Source organism: Okibacterium sp. HSC-33S16 (assembly GCF_024171565.1).
Taxonomy (GTDB): Bacteria; Actinomycetota; Actinomycetes; order Actinomycetales; family Microbacteriaceae; genus Mycetocola_A.
The window spans coordinates 165,886-180,552 of record NZ_JALJZZ010000002.1 but is presented as its reverse complement, the minus strand read 5'-3'; the positions used below and the strand labels follow the sequence as shown (position 1 = coordinate 180,552).

15 protein-coding genes are annotated in these 14,667 nt (G+C 62.4%); 5 read left to right on the top strand and 10 right to left on the bottom strand.

What is annotated here, in order from left to right; translation table 11 throughout:
• Positions 1-189: 189 nt before the first annotated feature.
• From L1277_RS05995 to L1277_RS05965, 7 genes are all read right to left on the bottom strand, one after another.
• A complete protein-coding gene (locus L1277_RS05995; protein WP_253375454.1) occupies positions 190-1,140 on the bottom strand; it encodes a carbohydrate kinase in 951 nt (316 codons plus the stop codon).
• A gap of 110 nt (positions 1,141-1,250) precedes the next feature.
• On the bottom strand, positions 1,251-2,711 hold the full coding sequence (locus L1277_RS05990; RefSeq protein WP_253375453.1) for a glycoside hydrolase family 32 protein: 1,461 nt from the start codon (positions 2,709-2,711) through the stop codon (positions 1,251-1,253).
• Positions 2,712-2,719: 8 nt separating this feature from the next.
• Complete coding sequence (locus tag L1277_RS05985) at positions 2,720-3,739, bottom strand: LacI family DNA-binding transcriptional regulator (protein WP_253375452.1); 1,020 nt, start codon at positions 3,737-3,739, stop codon at positions 2,720-2,722.
• Positions 3,736-4,644, bottom strand: a complete 909-nt coding sequence (locus tag L1277_RS05980) for a carbohydrate ABC transporter permease (RefSeq protein ID WP_374110169.1) — start codon at positions 4,642-4,644, stop codon at positions 3,736-3,738. The genes L1277_RS05985 and L1277_RS05980 overlap by 4 nt, the downstream gene beginning before the upstream one ends.
• Positions 4,641-5,522 carry a carbohydrate ABC transporter permease gene (locus tag L1277_RS05975; RefSeq protein WP_253375911.1) on the bottom strand — a complete coding sequence of 294 codons (882 nt, stop codon included), beginning with the start codon at positions 5,520-5,522 and terminating at the stop codon, positions 4,641-4,643. The genes L1277_RS05980 and L1277_RS05975 overlap by 4 nt, the downstream gene beginning before the upstream one ends.
• A 67-nt stretch (positions 5,523-5,589) precedes the next feature.
• Positions 5,590-6,927: an ABC transporter substrate-binding protein gene (locus L1277_RS05970; protein ID WP_253375451.1), complete on the bottom strand. Its 1,338-nt coding sequence runs from the start codon at positions 6,925-6,927 to the stop codon at positions 5,590-5,592.
• Positions 6,928-7,008: 81 nt separating this feature from the next.
• Positions 7,009-8,490, bottom strand: a complete 1,482-nt coding sequence (locus tag L1277_RS05965) for a glycoside hydrolase family 32 protein (RefSeq protein ID WP_253375450.1) — start codon at positions 8,488-8,490, stop codon at positions 7,009-7,011.
• 535 nt (positions 8,491-9,025) lie between these two features.
• Between L1277_RS05965 and L1277_RS05960 the strand changes: the two genes are divergently transcribed.
• A complete protein-coding gene (locus tag L1277_RS05960; protein WP_253375449.1) occupies positions 9,026-10,057 on the top strand; it encodes an LLM class flavin-dependent oxidoreductase in 1,032 nt (343 codons plus the stop codon).
• Positions 10,058-10,201: 144 nt separating this feature from the next.
• Here the strand turns inward: L1277_RS05960 and L1277_RS05955 are convergent, their stop codons facing one another.
• Positions 10,202-10,519 carry a hypothetical protein gene (locus L1277_RS05955; RefSeq protein ID WP_253375448.1) on the bottom strand — a complete coding sequence of 106 codons (318 nt, stop codon included), beginning with the start codon at positions 10,517-10,519 and terminating at the stop codon, positions 10,202-10,204.
• Positions 10,520-10,641: 122 nt separating this feature from the next.
• Here L1277_RS05955 and L1277_RS05950 point away from each other — a divergent pair, with 122 nt between their 5' ends.
• Both L1277_RS05950 and L1277_RS05945 read left to right on the top strand, forming a co-directional pair.
• Positions 10,642-11,151: a MarR family winged helix-turn-helix transcriptional regulator gene (locus L1277_RS05950; RefSeq protein ID WP_253375447.1), complete on the top strand. Its 510-nt coding sequence runs from the start codon at positions 10,642-10,644 to the stop codon at positions 11,149-11,151.
• Positions 11,148-11,933, top strand: coding sequence for an SDR family oxidoreductase (locus tag L1277_RS05945; protein WP_253375446.1), 786 nt, complete (start codon positions 11,148-11,150; stop codon positions 11,931-11,933). Before L1277_RS05950 ends, L1277_RS05945 begins: the two co-directional genes overlap by 4 nt.
• A gap of 162 nt (positions 11,934-12,095) precedes the next feature.
• On the opposite strand, the gene L1277_RS05940 is transcribed toward L1277_RS05945, so the two are convergent.
• Positions 12,096-12,890 carry a helix-turn-helix domain-containing protein gene (locus tag L1277_RS05940; RefSeq protein WP_253375445.1) on the bottom strand — a complete coding sequence of 265 codons (795 nt, stop codon included), beginning with the start codon at positions 12,888-12,890 and terminating at the stop codon, positions 12,096-12,098.
• A gap of 68 nt (positions 12,891-12,958) precedes the next feature.
• On the opposite strand from L1277_RS05940, the gene L1277_RS05935 reads away from it, so the two are divergent.
• The gene (locus L1277_RS05935; protein ID WP_253375444.1) at positions 12,959-13,489 is read left to right on the top strand and encodes a glyoxalase/bleomycin resistance/extradiol dioxygenase family protein; all 531 of its coding nucleotides are present in this window, start codon (positions 12,959-12,961) and stop codon (positions 13,487-13,489) included.
• Here the strand turns inward: L1277_RS05935 and L1277_RS05930 are convergent.
• Positions 13,486-13,665: a hypothetical protein gene (locus L1277_RS05930; RefSeq protein ID WP_253375443.1), complete on the bottom strand. Its 180-nt coding sequence runs from the start codon at positions 13,663-13,665 to the stop codon at positions 13,486-13,488. The two genes, L1277_RS05935 and L1277_RS05930, sit on opposite strands and share 4 nt — an antisense overlap.
• Before the next feature lie 248 nt (positions 13,666-13,913).
• On the opposite strand from L1277_RS05930, the gene L1277_RS05925 reads away from it, so the two are divergent.
• Positions 13,914-14,645: an alpha/beta hydrolase gene (locus L1277_RS05925; RefSeq protein ID WP_253375442.1), complete on the top strand. Its 732-nt coding sequence runs from the start codon at positions 13,914-13,916 to the stop codon at positions 14,643-14,645.
• Positions 14,646-14,667 lie beyond the last annotated feature (22 nt).

The following is a 14,667-nucleotide window of genomic DNA, read 5'->3' as shown; positions in this document are numbered from 1 at the left end:
CTGAGGGTAACTGTGCTGGTGACGAGGGATCCATATGAGGCATCACCTTGTAGTTCCCTTGAATCAAAGAATTCTCGCAAAGCAATTCGCAGGACATGCGCGTAGCGACGCTCTGACTGGTGCGGTGCTCGAGTTTGGGGATCGCGAGTTCCTTCCACATGAGCCCACCGCGTTCCGAACACGCATCGTTCATGGCTCAATCGCAGCACCCAATTCGGTCCGTGTGGGCGGGTTGGCGCCGACGCGAGAGACGGTGACAGCGGCAGCACGGCCACTCCTATTCAACAGACCTGTGAGGTGCGCCTTATTGAGTGACATCAGTGTTTGCCTTGCTTTGCTCCCGAAAGCACCTTCAGCAACCAAACCGTCGATGAGCGCGCCCATGAAAGTGTCACCCGCGCCGACCGTGTCGATCACCTCGGTGCGTGTACTGCCAACCCTGACTTCAAAACCGCGTGTGACGGCAAGCGCTCCTGCCGACCCCTTGGTGATAACCACGAGCGCCGGGCCAGATCGTAACCACCGTCGCGCGACCGCCGCAACATCCTCTCCCGGATACAGCCATGCGGCATCCTCATCGCTCGCCTTAATGACATCGGACCGCTCGATGAGTGAGAGCACCCGCTGCCGCACGGCACCCTCATCGCGGATGAGGGTCGGCCGGATGTTCGGGTCGTAGCAGACGAGCGCTCGGTCATGGTGGCGATCGAGCAGTCGGGCGACCGATGCGGCTCCCGGTTCGAGAATCGCGGCGATCGATCCGATGTGGAGCACATCCGCAAGATCGACACCGTCGGCGTCGATCTCCGACGAGATCGCGAATTCGTAGGTAGCGGCTCCGTGCGCGTCAAGGTGCGCCACCGCGGTCGAGGTACGTGCGGTGGGCCGTCCCTGCACGATAACGCCCGAGGCTTCCAGCCAGGCGCGCACGGCGCGCCCGCCGTCGTCATCCCCGAGTGATGTCAGTAAACGTGGATTGCGCTCCAAGCGGCCAAGCGCCAGCGCTACGTTGGCCGGGCTACCGCCGGGCGCCTCGCTGAACGTCCCATCGGCGCGGTGCACAACGTCGATGAGCGCTTCCCCGACGACGAGCACGTCTGGCGCCCCACCCACAGGGGCTCGAGTTGTTTCGGCGGTCATAAACATGTCCTGTCGTGATCATTTGGGAAGAGCGGTGTTGCGGCGGACTCGATGCGAGATGCACCTACAGCGGGGTGGTAGCGGTAGTGGAGCTCGGCGGGTTAAGCGAGCTAGTCAGAATGGTCGAGAGCGGCCGGCGTGGTGATTCTCTCTGACTGTGCCAGGTCGACGGAGGTCACGGTGACGGGGGTGTGCCGTTCGGTCTCGAGAGTCGCGGTCACCGCGCTTCTACCGGGAACAACGAGATTTGAGACCGTGGACTCTCCGTTGCCAACGAACACCTCCAGCAGCGGCCCATCAAGAATCAACAGGAGCCGTGCCGCGCCACCGGTAGCAAGCTCGACCGTGCTCCTCGACGCGAAATCCGGGTGCAAAGCCTCCAACACGGGCCCGGATCGTGTGATGTGGAGCGTCTGGGAGGTGGATGAATGAATGATCTCGACTTTCGAATCGGTGTCGCCTTGCAGGCGCAGCCGGAGGACTCCGGAGGTGGCGGGGTCCCATCGTAAGTCGATGAGCGAGTGGCCGCTCAGGCTAAGGCTGAACGGCGGATCAGCGCCGAACACGGTGGCCGGTACCGCCTTCGCGAGGTGCTCGCTGACAAAGGCGGGAGGTTCCTGCATGAGGCGCGGCGTGCCATCGAGGACGCGGAGCGAAAGCCGGCGTGGGATCGACATCGCGCCCCGCCATGGTGCCGTGGGGAACGCGGTGGCGTAGCGCCAGTTGCTCATCCACCCGAGCAGGATGACCTCCCCTCCGGGCGCGCTGTCAAAGGTGACTCCTGCGTAAAAGTCACGTCCGTGATCCACGCGCGTCAGCTCCTGGGTCTCCGCGATGAACGAAACCCCGTCGAACTGGCCGACGAAATAACTCATTGACGAGCCGTCCGCGTCTGCGTCATGACCGACTGGGTTCGTGCTGAGCACCAAAACCCAACGGATGCATTCAGGGTCGCCATCGACGGCCAGCGGAAACAAGTCCGGGCATTCCCACACGAGGCCTTCGTCGCCAATCGGGCCGAAAGTACTGAGGTATTCCCATGAGCGGAGATCGCTCGACGCATAGAACAGTACCTGTCGGTCATCGGCTTCGACGGCTAGGAGAATCCACTGGAAGTCGCCGTTCCGGTTGGTGTAGCGGATGACTTTTGGGTCGCGGAAGGCGCTCGTGCCCCGGTCGAGGACGGGGTTGTTGGGATTAAGCTGCCAGGTGAATCCGCCGTCGTGGCTGGTTGCCGTCGATTGCGCTTGCCGGTGATCGCCATAGGCGCTCGTATAGTAGGCCGTCAGTTGCTCGGTGCCGTTGACTGTCGATGCGACGATTGAACCGGAGAAGATCTGTTCTCCTTCCCTGTAGCGCAGGGCAACGGGATGCTCGGTCCAGTGCTGGAGATCGGGGCTGGTGGCGTGGCCCCAGCTCATGTTGCCCCAATCTGCGTTCTCGGGGTTGTACTGGAAGTAGAGGTGCCAGACACCTCGATGGTAGACGAGCCCGTTGGGGTCGTTCATCCAGTTGCGTTGCGGCGTGAAGTGGAATGCGGGTCGAGATACTTGACCTTTTGATGTGGGCATGGGCGTTCTCAGATCGATTGCCGCTGGATGAGCGGGCAGGCGACCTTCAGCGGATCTGTCGCCGTCGCCGGGTCAAGGCCAAGGAGTAACCGCACGCCCGCGGCACCGAGTTCGTAGTGAGGGAGAGCCACGGTTGAAAGCGGCGGACGAAGATGCGCCGCAATGACGTCCTGGTTGTCGAACCCGATGACGGCGATGTCGTCTGGGATTCGGAGCCCTTGCTCTCGGAGCCCGTCATAAAGGCCCATGGCGACGCGGTCGTTGTGGCAGAACACAGCTGTGGCTGTCGAGTCGATGATCCGCGGCGCGGCAGCGTATCCCCCTTCTTGCTCGGGCGCGGCGGCGAATACGAGCGATTCGTCGAAGGTGATTCCTGCCAGCTCAAGGGCTGAGCGGTAGCCGGCAAGGCGTCCGCTCTGGGCTGGTGAGGGCGTCGTCGTGTTAATGAACGCGATCCTGCGGTGACCGGCGGCCAAGAGTTCTTCCGTGGCCGTGCGCCCTCCTTGCTCTTCATCGGGCACGACAGCGGGGAGCCCGCTTCCGTCAGCAAAGCAGTCCACAAGCACCGAGTCGGTCTGATGCAGCGCTTCCGGAACGACGATCTCTCGGTGGTACCAGGTCGAATAGAGAATGCCGCGTACCTGATGTTCAAGCATCATGGCGATCGCTTCGTCTTCTGCGGCCGTGTTGCCGTCGGTGTTAGCGACGAGCAGTACGTACCCATGCTTCCAGGCCTCATCCTGCGCACCGTGGATGATCTGGCCGGCGAAGGGAGTCGTGGCGATCGCGTCCGCGACGAGGCCGATGAAGCGGGAGGTACCTTCTGAGAGGGTCTTCGCAAGTGCGTTCGGACGATAGCCGAGCTCGGTGACTGTCTCCTGCACTCTGCGTCGAGCATCATCGCCGATACGAGCGCCAGGCTTGTTGTTCACAACATGTGACACCGTCGCTACCGAAACGCCCGCGGCCTTAGCGACGTCGCGCATGGTGATGCCCGAGGTGCTCTTACCGTGCTCTGCAGTGCTCATCCCTTGGTTGCTCCGCTCTCGAGACCGCTAATCATTGCCTTGTTCAGCACGAGGAACACCAACAGCAGCGGTGTTACCGTGACGCACACGGCGGCAAACGTCGCCGTCCAGTCAGTGTTGCCCATTGCACCGATATAGTTCTGCAGGCCAAGCGGGATGGTCTTCAAACCGTCGGAAAGCACGAAAGTGTTCGCGAAGATGAAATCGTTCCAAATGAAAATACTGTTGACCAACACAACCGTGATGATCGTGTTCACCGACAGCGGGAATGTGATCTGAGCGAAGATGCGGTACGGACCGGCTCCATCGAGAGACGCGGCCTCATACATCTCTCGTGGGATGTATTCGTAGAACGAGGAGAAGAGGTACACGGCCATCGGCAGTGCGAAGGCCGCTAACGGGATAATCATTGAGAGGTGCGTGTCCAGCAGTCCGACTTGCGAGTAGTCAATGAATAGCGGTACTAGCGCGATCTGCACGGGCACGATGATCCCTAACAAGAAGAGTCCGCGAATGAGTCCGCTGAAGCGGAATCCGAGCACTTGTAGGGCGAAAGCAGCCATCATGCCTGCCCCGACGATGAGGGCGCTCGCTCCGAGGGTGACGATGAGGCTGTTGATGATGTTTAACCCGAGGTTGCCGGTCGCGAATGCTCGGTCGTAGTTGTCGAGTGTGAACTCGGAGGGAAGCGCGAATGGATTGCCGCCGGCGAAGTCGGCTGCGGTGCGAAAGCTTGTAAGGAACAACCAAGCGAGGGGGTAGACCTGCACGATCACGATGATCACGATCGTCACAGTCAGCAGTGTGCGCTGGGCTCGAAGCTTCGGAGAGCGGACGCTTCTTCGCTGGCTCGGCTGCACTGGTGGCAGATGCTTGGCAGGTCGGGTTAGTGCGGGAGCAGTCACGAGTCGTCCCTTCGACGAAGCAAGAGCAAGATGAGGCCGACAGCGACGAGGCACTCGACGACGATGAACATGGAGATCGCGCTGGCGTAGCCATAGTCGGTGTGGACGAACGCCGTCTTATACATGTAGGTGGTCAGCAACTCCGATGACTGACCGGGGCCACCATTGGTGAGCAGGTAAGGGATGTCGAACCCTCGCAAGGCGAACGTGGTCGCCATGATGGTCGTCGTGATCCACACGGGCCGGATGTACGGGAAACGAATGCGCCAGAACACCTGCCACCACGATGCGCCGTCCAGCCGAGCAGCCTCCTCGAGATCGCGGGGCACGGCGATGAGAGCTGCATAGATGATGAGCATGTAAAGTCCGGTGAACCGCCAGCCCTCGGGGATCGACACCGCAGCCAACACGGTTTGCACGTTCGAGAGCCACGCCGTCTGCAAGCCGCCCAGGCCGATCCACTCGAGGATCTGGTTGAACAGCCCCGCGGGTTCGAGTGCGTACAGGCGTTGGAACAGGATGGCGATCGCGACAGTCGAGATGACGGCCGGTAAGAGGTACAGCGTCTTCACCAGCTCACGCGCTCGGGGGAGCGCTGTGAGCAGGCCCGCGACGACCAAAGCTCCGCCGAGCTGCAGGATCAGGCAGATCGCCAGGTATCCGAGTGCGTTACCGAATACCGGCCAGAAAACGTCGTCTCGGGTCAGCATCTTCACGTAGTTGTCAAGGCCGACGAATGCCATGTCGGTGATGCCGTCCCACTTGAACAGGCTAAGAAACAGCGACTGCACGATCGGAAGTAGGACCGCCACACCGTAGAGAATGAGCGGGGGAACGAGAAATATTGCCACCGACAGCGCAGATCGACGAGGGAGCATCGACGTCGACATCGGCCGTCGCCGGGGCGGCCGCGAAGGCCTCGCACCCACCCCGGCAGGAGCTAATTCAGTCATCGATGTTCTCCTTCAAGCTCGCATCCATGGTCTCGATGAACTCATCGGGTGTGATGTCACCCTGAACGAGAAGCGTCAGTTCCTGCTGCAGTCGAGTGTTGGTCGCTGGATCGAGTTGAGTGTCCCACGGCATCGCGATCGCCTCGCCTACCTCGTCTGCTTGCTCAACGGCGCGCGTGTACAGTTCGGTCGCGTCAGCGGGAACGGTGGTTTCCGCGGTCGTCGTCGGAGATAGGGCGCCGGTCGCAGCGTAGACCTCCGGGTACTTTGAGAGCGCGAAAGCGAGGAAGTCCCGCACGAGCGGGTCGTACGTCTTCGAGTTGACAGCCATACCGATGCCCGACGGGGTGACGTACTCGTTGTCCTCGGTGACGGCACCGTCGATGGTTGGCAGGGTGAAGTAGTCGATCGAGTCCCGCATCGCCGGGTCGAGTGATTCCGTTGCGAGGTTGCTCAGCTCCCACGTACCGATGTTGTAGACAGCGGCACGGCCGGACGTGAACAAGGCCTGCGCATCCGCGTATCCGGTGGACGAGAAGCCCTCCTGGAAGCATCCAGCCTGGCCCAGTTCGTACAGCCACTCGGCCGCGGCCCGGCCAGCGGGATCGGAGAAGGCGGCGTCACCGTTCTTCAAGTCCTGGATATACTCCGGCCCCGCCATGCGGAAGGGGTAATAGGCCATGTACCGCTCCAGTGGCCACTGGTCTTGTCCGTCGAGCGCGATCGGCGTGACCCCTTCGGCGCGGAGCGCCTCGCACATCTGCGGAAAGTCGTCGAGCGTCGCGGGGATCTCGACACCGGCGTCTTCAAACACAGTCGAGTTGTACCAGAAGGTCTCGAGCTGGAACTCAAACGGCACCATGTACAGCGAACCGTCATCGAAGCGCTGATAGTTCAGAGCGGCGTCTCGATATCCATCGGCTAGGTCGAGGTCTTTCAGCAACGCATCGACATCGACCATGCGTCCCTGCTCTGCGAGCTTCTGCGCGAACGGGGTTGCATCAGTGTCGAAGAGCTCAGGGAGTTTGTTCGCGGCGGCTAGGGTCTCGTACTTCTGGATGTATGACGGACGGTCCGGTGTGGTGATCAAATTCAACGAGAAACCCGGGTGTTTCTCGGCATACGCCTCGGCGATCTGTTCCATCGCGGTGATGACACCCCCATCCGCTGGGCGAGAGAGAAGCCAGGAAATCTCGCGTGGAACGATTTCTCCTTCTGGGTTGACGTTGGTGGGGTCGGCGCCTGGGGCTGTGCCCGCGCAGCTTGAAAGCGCGAGTGCAAAGGCGGCGACTGCGGCAATGAACGCCGCCTTGCGCGTGTTGTTTGACATAGTCAGGATCTCCATTGATTGATCGACAGTGAGGTGTGGTGCGGATACAGAGGTGTGGTGCGGTCTGAGTGCTAGCGAAAGTCAGGACGAATTCGCCCCGGCGAATAGCGCGTCCGCAGTCGCCTCGGAACGAGAATTCTGATTGGCACGGGTGAAGACTGAGAACTGCTCGACCGTGACGGTTCCCTCCCCGACGAAGGCACCAACGCGGCCGGTCGGTCTGTCGTAGAGCCGCGTGCTTAGCACGGTGGCGTCGTCGACGGTGGCGACGCAAATGTCACCGTCGACGATCACCTCCAGCTCATGCTTGCCTGGGTCCAGGGGGCAGGGGCGCTCCAGCTCGACGGCGAACGGTACATCACCCGAGATCTGCCACTGCTCCGTCCCAGTTGCAGAACGCGGCCAGCGGTCGAACACCAAACGGCCGCGCTTGGGTTCAAGTCGAAGGGCGTAGCCCTCATCGCCGTCGATGCTGGCACGCAAAAGGACACCGCACTCGCTCGTGTGCTCGGCTATATCGAAGCGAGCGACGAGCCGGAACGACGATGGAGCATCCTCCGTCGTCAGGACATCGGCATAACCATCAGGTGCGCGAAGAGTGGTGCTTCCATTGATTGCATCGACAGGTTCCGTGAAGGTTCCCCGGAGTTCCGTGGTCGGATGAAAAGCGAGAGTACCATCTGCCCGCTGCTCAGCCTCGAGAACCGACATGGTGCCGGCCCACTGCCAGTCGCCGTCGTCGTGAGAGCCTTCGCGTGAAGCGATCCATCCGAAGAAGTAGCGGCGGCCGTCACGCTCTGCCGACTTGGCGGCGTAGTACGCGCGCCCGTCAAGCGTGTCGTGCTCGGGCACGAACCACGGTCCGTGCAGACTGCGTGACATCCGATACCGCGTCGTGAAGGCATCACTGAACTCCGAGAAGACGAGATACCACCAGTCGCCCCACTGGAACACTTCGGGGCACTCATGTGCGATATGCCGCTGCGGATCCCAAAACGGTGATACTGGTTCCCAATTTTTGAGGTCATGGGAGGTGCACTGCGCGATAACCCCACGGCGCCGCGCGGGGCCCTGTGTGCGACGTGCCGTGATGAGCATCCGCCACAGTCCGGCCTCGGCGTCCCAAAAGACGAAAGGATCCCGCCAGTCCGCAGACTCGTAGCCGCCTGTCGAGCCGAAGGTGTCAGCGCTATGGCGCTGCCAGGAAGTCATCCCGTCGCGGCTCGTCGCGTGCATCACTACCTGCACTGGCTGCCCATCGGGCCCGCAGTTCGCCGGGTTCTGGCCGGTATAGAAGACATGGTGCGTCCCGTCGCCGTCGAGGACGACACTGCCGGTGTAGACATTGAAGTCAGGGGCCGAGTGCCCACCGGACGGGAGCGCTTCGCCGGTGTCGTCGAAATCGACGAGGTTAGTCGTCACGACGCGATGCCATGGCATGCCGATTTTCGGCTCACGGCGTGACTCGTGAAGGTAGAACAAATGGAACACGCCGTCCTCGCACCAGGGGATGATATCCCCGACCCACGCGTTGTCCGGCTTGTAGAACCCTCGTTGGTTCATCGGTACCTCATCAATACTGGTTAATCGGTTACGCACTAAGTTAGCGGCGCTCAGAACATTTGGTCAAGCGGTTAACCAGACTCGGCACGAAAAGCTTGAACGTGGGAACAGGGTTCACAGACATTTACGTCGCAACTAACCTCAACGCGAAGGACAAGCGCTTCAGCGGAGGAAAATAGCCACGTCGTGGACAGCCCGGTGAAAGTCGGCGTCCGAGTCGCCTGCGCGCACAATTGATTTGATGGGAGAAAAACGATGCAAAGGCACGGATGAGCGCGCATAGTCGTTTCCAAACTCGTCCGTCTCGTAGATTGTCAGGGCTTCATTTCCGGCCCACTCAATCCCAATTCTGATTTCCTACTCGTCGTTGACCGTCGTCTCGCCGACGGCGCGAATCAACACCATAAAGCTGGCCTAGCCCAGCCTGGGCTGCCTTCTTGCCGCGCCGACCCGCGACGGGAATAGCATTCACTCAGGCACAGTTGGCTCTGATTGATGCGTACGCATTGACTTTCGAAAAACCGGACGGATCCCCATGGCACAACAGCTCGAACTCGGCCTCGACACCTTCGGCGACGTCACCGTCGACAGCACGGGTACACCTGAGAGTGACGCGAAGGTCATCCGTAATGTGATCGCTCAGGCCGTACTCGCGGACTCCGTCGGCGTCGACTTCATCGGCATCGGTGAGCACCACCGTGACGACTTCTCGATCTCCGCTCCCGATATGGTGCTCGCCGCAATCGCTGGCCAGACCGAGCGAATTCGCCTGGGCACCGCGGTCACTGTGCTGTCCAGCGACGACCCGATTCGCGTTTTCGAGCGCTTTTCGACACTGGATGCTGCCAGTAACGGACGCGCGGAAGTCATCCTCGGTCGCGGCTCGTTTACTGAATCTTTCCCTCTGTTCGGCTTTGATCTGGCGGACTACGAGGCGCTCTTCAACGAGAAGCTCGATCTGTTTGTGCAACTGCTCAAAGAGGAGACATTTAGCTGGTCGGGCAGTTACCGTGCCCCGCTCGTGGACGCCGATGTACACCCGAAGACGGAGTCGGGTCGCCTGAAGTCATGGATCGGTGTCGGTGGTTCGCCCGAGTCCGTTGTTCGCTCGGTGCGCACCGGGATCCCCATGATGCTCGCCATCATCGGTGGCGACCCCGGCCGGTTCCTCCCCTATGTCGAACTGTACGGGCGAGCGTCCGATCAGCTGGGACTTCCGCGCATGCCCCTCGGCGCGCACTCCCCCGGGCACATCGCCGAGACTGATGAGCTCGCACGCGAGCAGCTCTGGCCGCACTTCAAACTCAACCGTGATCGCATCGGTGCCGAGCGCGGATGGCCGCCCGTCACGGAGACTGAGTTTGTCCACGAAGTGGAGCACGGCTCCCTATATGCCGGTTCTCCCGAGACCGTCGCGCAACGGATCGCCAAGACCGCACGCACGCTGGGACTCGACCGGTTTGACCTGAAGTACGCCAACGGCCCCATGCCGCACGACCAGCTCATGAAGAGCATCGAGCTCTACGGCACGCAGGTCATTCCGCGGGTTCGCGAGTTGCTCGCATAGAGCCGCTTCAGCGAACTCAGTTCGACTCGCGGCGAGGCTGCTTCCGTCGCGGGTCGATGACCCAAGCGAGAATGCCGAGCCCAATGTCGATCAGGAACGTCCACATGACTCGAGCCTAGAGATCGACTAGCGAATTGGCGAGAGTTACTTGTCGCGCTCCGGGTCACTCGGATCGCCCGGTGCCTGTGGCTCGTCGGGTCCACCCTCGTCGGGCGCATCCCCGACAAACGGCGCCTCGCCCGCCCCAGCTTCCGTTTTGTCCTTCGTGTCCTTCTTCGCGGCATCCAGCGAAACCCCGAACGCGACACCGATGGCCAGTCCCGCTCCCAAGAATGCCCAGCTGTCTAGTGCAATGCTCAAGGTAACACCAATGCTGAGCCCCAGCCCGATTCCGATCGCCAAGAACTGGTTGTCAGCGTTCCCGTCCGGAGTATCCGGTTTTGCCTTCTTATCAGCAGCCATAACGCCACGTTATGTCGGGCACGCACCCCATCGCATCCGCCTGTAGGGGGAAATTATGAGCTATTTAGGCGAACCAGCCCCGTTCGATATACTGTCCTCAGGACACTAAATCGGAGCAGGCCATGGCAGATTCACATTTGAAGCATCCGTACTCATCGGACTTCCTGGCCGCGCTGACCGGCATCATCGCGCAGTGGACAGCCCCGACATTTCTCGTCAACGTCATCGCGCGTGAGGGCATCGACCTTGACTCCACCTCCATCACGGCGATCCATTTCCTCGACCGGCAGGGTCCGCTGCGCCCGTCAGTTCTCGCCGACCAGCTCGGCACTGGCGCGTCGAACGTGAGCAAGGTGCTCGGTCGACTGGAGGCGGCTGGCCTCATCGAGCGCCGGAAGGACGACGCCGATGCACGAGCCACGCTCATACACCTGACCTCGGCGGGTGACGAGGCCGCGGCGGCATTCGTGCGCGCAGGCGACGGCATGCTCGACGAACTCCTCGACGGCTGGACCGACAAGGAACGACACCTGCTGACGCAACTCACCCAGCGCCTCGACGGTTCGACCCGCGCATTCGCAGCGAAGCTCACTTCACTCCCCTCCTCCCCATCACAGAAAGAACAGCCATGACCCGCACCTATGTCGTCACCGGATCCGCCTCAGGCATCGGCGAAGCCACCGCCAACCTTCTCCGCGAGCGCGGACACCGCGTCATCGGTGTCGATCTCCGCAACGCCGACATCGAAGCTGACCTCTCCACCACGCTGGGACGCGACGCCGCCATCGCAGGCGTACTTGAGGCATCCGATTCGAAGATCGACGGCATCATCGCTGCTGCCGGAATCTCGGCCCCGAAGGCACTCACGGTCGCCGTCAACTTCTTCGGCGTGACCGCACTGCTCGACGGCCTGGCCGAGACGCTCGCCCAGAGCGACGCCCCGCGCATCGCCGTGGTCAGCTCGATGGCCTCGCTGCAGCAAAACTCGCCGGAACTGGTCGACGCGATTCTGTCGGGCGATGAGGCGAAAGCACTGGAGATCGGCGGCGCGCTCGAAGCGCAGGGACCCGAGGCCGGCTACCTCAACTACCCGTCGAGCAAGCGCGCGCTGTCGCGTTGGGTTCGCCGCGAGAGCATTGCGCCTCGCTATGCTGGCGCCGGCATCCCGGTGAATGCCGTCGCTCCCGGCACGGTCGTCACGGCGATGACGCGCGATCTGCTCGCCACCGACGAGGGCCGCGCCCTTGTCGACTCCTCGGTGCCGATGCCCCTCAACGGTCACTCCGACGCCGTCGTGATAGCGCGCCTGCTCGCTTGGCTGACCAGCGAAGAGAACACGCACGTCACCGGTCAGACCATTTATATCGATGGTGGAGCGGATGCCACCCTTCGCGGCGACAACATCTGGGACTAATCCCTCGAAAAGGCCCGATCGGTATTGGCTGGCTTCGGCCCCGGTATCGATCGCATAACTCGGACTCCTCCTCACGATCCGATTGCCAGAATGGCTCTCACAACCGGCCCCCAGCGGTGGTGAGAGCCATTCCTGGTCTCACCACAGAACACAAACGCGGCTCTACCGCTCCTCGGTCGAGTGCCGGCGGTAGCTCGTGGGGGTGAAGCCGAGGACCCGCCGAAAGTCGCTCGTGAGATGAGCGTGATCGGCATAGCCCAAATCGGCGGCCACCTGCGCGATCGTGAGTGACGGGTCTTCCCGCAGTCGCTTTGCCGCTTCCTGAAGCCGGTAGCGCCGAATCATCGCGAGCGGCGGAACGCCAACGTAGCGCTGCGCGAGCCGCTGCACTCCACGGGTCGACAGGCTGAGTTCATGCGCGACCTGTTCCACCCGCACGATGCTCGGGTCAGTCGCGATGAGGTCCTCCATCGCGTTAGCCAGAAGCCCGTGCTCGTCGGCCGGGTTGAGGTGCGCACGAGACCAGTCGGCAAAGGCTTCGATCGCGCCACCCAAGTCAGCTGTTTCGTCTGACGTCATCCCCGCCGACACGGCTTGGTGAAGATCCGGCGCGACGAAGGGTACCTCCTCGTTCGCAACGCTCGACGGGTCCGCGCACAGCACTGCGACGGCGGCCGGTCGGAGAAGCGCACCGACGGCCCACCCACTTCCCTGAAGGTCGCGATGCGAGGCGCCGGTAGTCGGCCCCGACAACGCCACTCCGGCCGACTCCACGACGAGATTGGATGCGGGGAACGGCAGAACCTCCTGTCGCGAACTTCGGCCGGGCGCCAGCCGCCACTGCGGAATCCAGAACCATCGAATCAAGGCGCTCAGGTCATCGGGCGCGGGCGATCGGGTGAAGGTAGGCAGACGGGTGGGATACAGAATTCCGCGCCCGTCCGAGAGTTCGGCCATGCGCCCTCCCGTCCAGGTCGTCGCGAATTTACAAGCCGCCGTAGCCGTCACCGCCGTACGGTCTCATCATGACTGAAACCACGACCGACAACCACACCGCGCGAACGGGTGTCACCGGCGCTCACACCACGAACGGCGTCCCCCACGGGTCGACGAGCCTGACCCCATTTCTTGCGGTGCCCGACGCAGCCGATGCGATTGAGTTCTACCAGTCCGTGTTTGATGCACGCGTGATAGATGCCACCGAGATGGGCGGGGTCGTCGTGCATGCGGACCTCGACTTCGGCAACGGCCACCTGCAGCTCGGCGAGCCGAGCCCAGACTACGGACTCGTGCCACCGCCGGCCGGTAACGAGGACTGCTATTCGATGGGCCTCTACTGCGCCGACGTCGACGCGACCGTCGCGCGTGCCGTGCAGGCCGGAGCAGAGATCCGCGAGGCACCGAGCGACTTCGTGTCCGGCGACAGATTCGCCTCGATCCGCGACCCGTTCGGTGTGCGCTGGTCGGTGATGTCCCGCGTCGAGGACCTCTCCGAGGCCGAGAGCGCTGCCCGAGTCGCGGAGTGGGCCGCCGCGCAGCAGGGTTCGACCTCCTAGAGGCCGCCGTAAAAGCGGCCCTGGTCGATATCGCGTTGCGCGTCTCGAAGCGCCTGCGCGATCTCTGGATCGCTGCCTTCGAGCTCCCGAATCTTCCGATCGATCGACGCTCGTCGGGACAGGGCACCTGTCGACAATCCGACGATCCCCAGCGCCACTAGTGCTACCCAGATCATGACGTCCCCCGATGTTCCTGCGCGATCTCTGGCCAGCTTAGCGAGGGCGTCTCGCCAAACTGGATCGTCGAGCTCGCCCACTGGGTCTTCTCGTAGCTGCGCAACCGCGGTAGTCTCCAACAACCGGGCAACGGACAGAGGAGGTGATACCCATGAACACATTCACGTGGGCGCTCCTTACTGGAGCCACGGTCGGGCGATAGGTCGCCCGGGAGCGCCCCTCACGGGCACTTCCGAAAGGCACGACCATGCACTTTACCTCTGAACCTCGTCTGGATGACGGGGTCATCGAACGCGAATTCACCATTGGCGAGATTCCGGGCATCCTCTGGACACCGGAGTTCACTCCGATACCTGTTCCACTGATTCTCCTCGGCCACCCCGGCGGCTTACAGGCAATGCGGCCGCGATTGGTCGCTCGTGCTCGGCGCGCTGCGGCGGACGGCATCGCAACCGCGACCATCGAGCTTCCGGGAAGCGGCGAGCGAGCGCCTCTGCCTGGCGTGGAGGAAGCTCGAACCGACCTCCGCCGGGCGCTCACAGCCCAGAGGCCCGTCGATGACGACATCATCGACCGGCTCGTTCTTCCACTGGTCGAACGAGCTGTCCCCGAATGGCGGCACACGATGGACGCCCTCCTTTCACTGCCCGATGTCAGCGGCCCGGTCGGGTACTCGGGAGGAATCATCTCCATCGGCGTCCGGCTCGCGCTCGTTGAGCCGCGAATTAAGGCCGCCGGGCTTTTCGCCGGGAGTTTCATCCCCCGCGTCATCGTCGAAGAGGCCCACCGCCTCGCGATTCCGCTTCACGTCCTGCTCCAGTGGGATGACGAGGGGAACGACAGGCAAGCGGCCTTGGATCTCTTCGACGCATTCGGCTCCGTCGAGAAGACTCTGCAGGCCAACATGGGAGGACACAGGGGCGTCCCCGCCTACGCCGGGGACGACGCCGCACGGTTCTTTCGCCGGCATCTGACTTAGCCGAGATCGGCCTTGGTCCAGG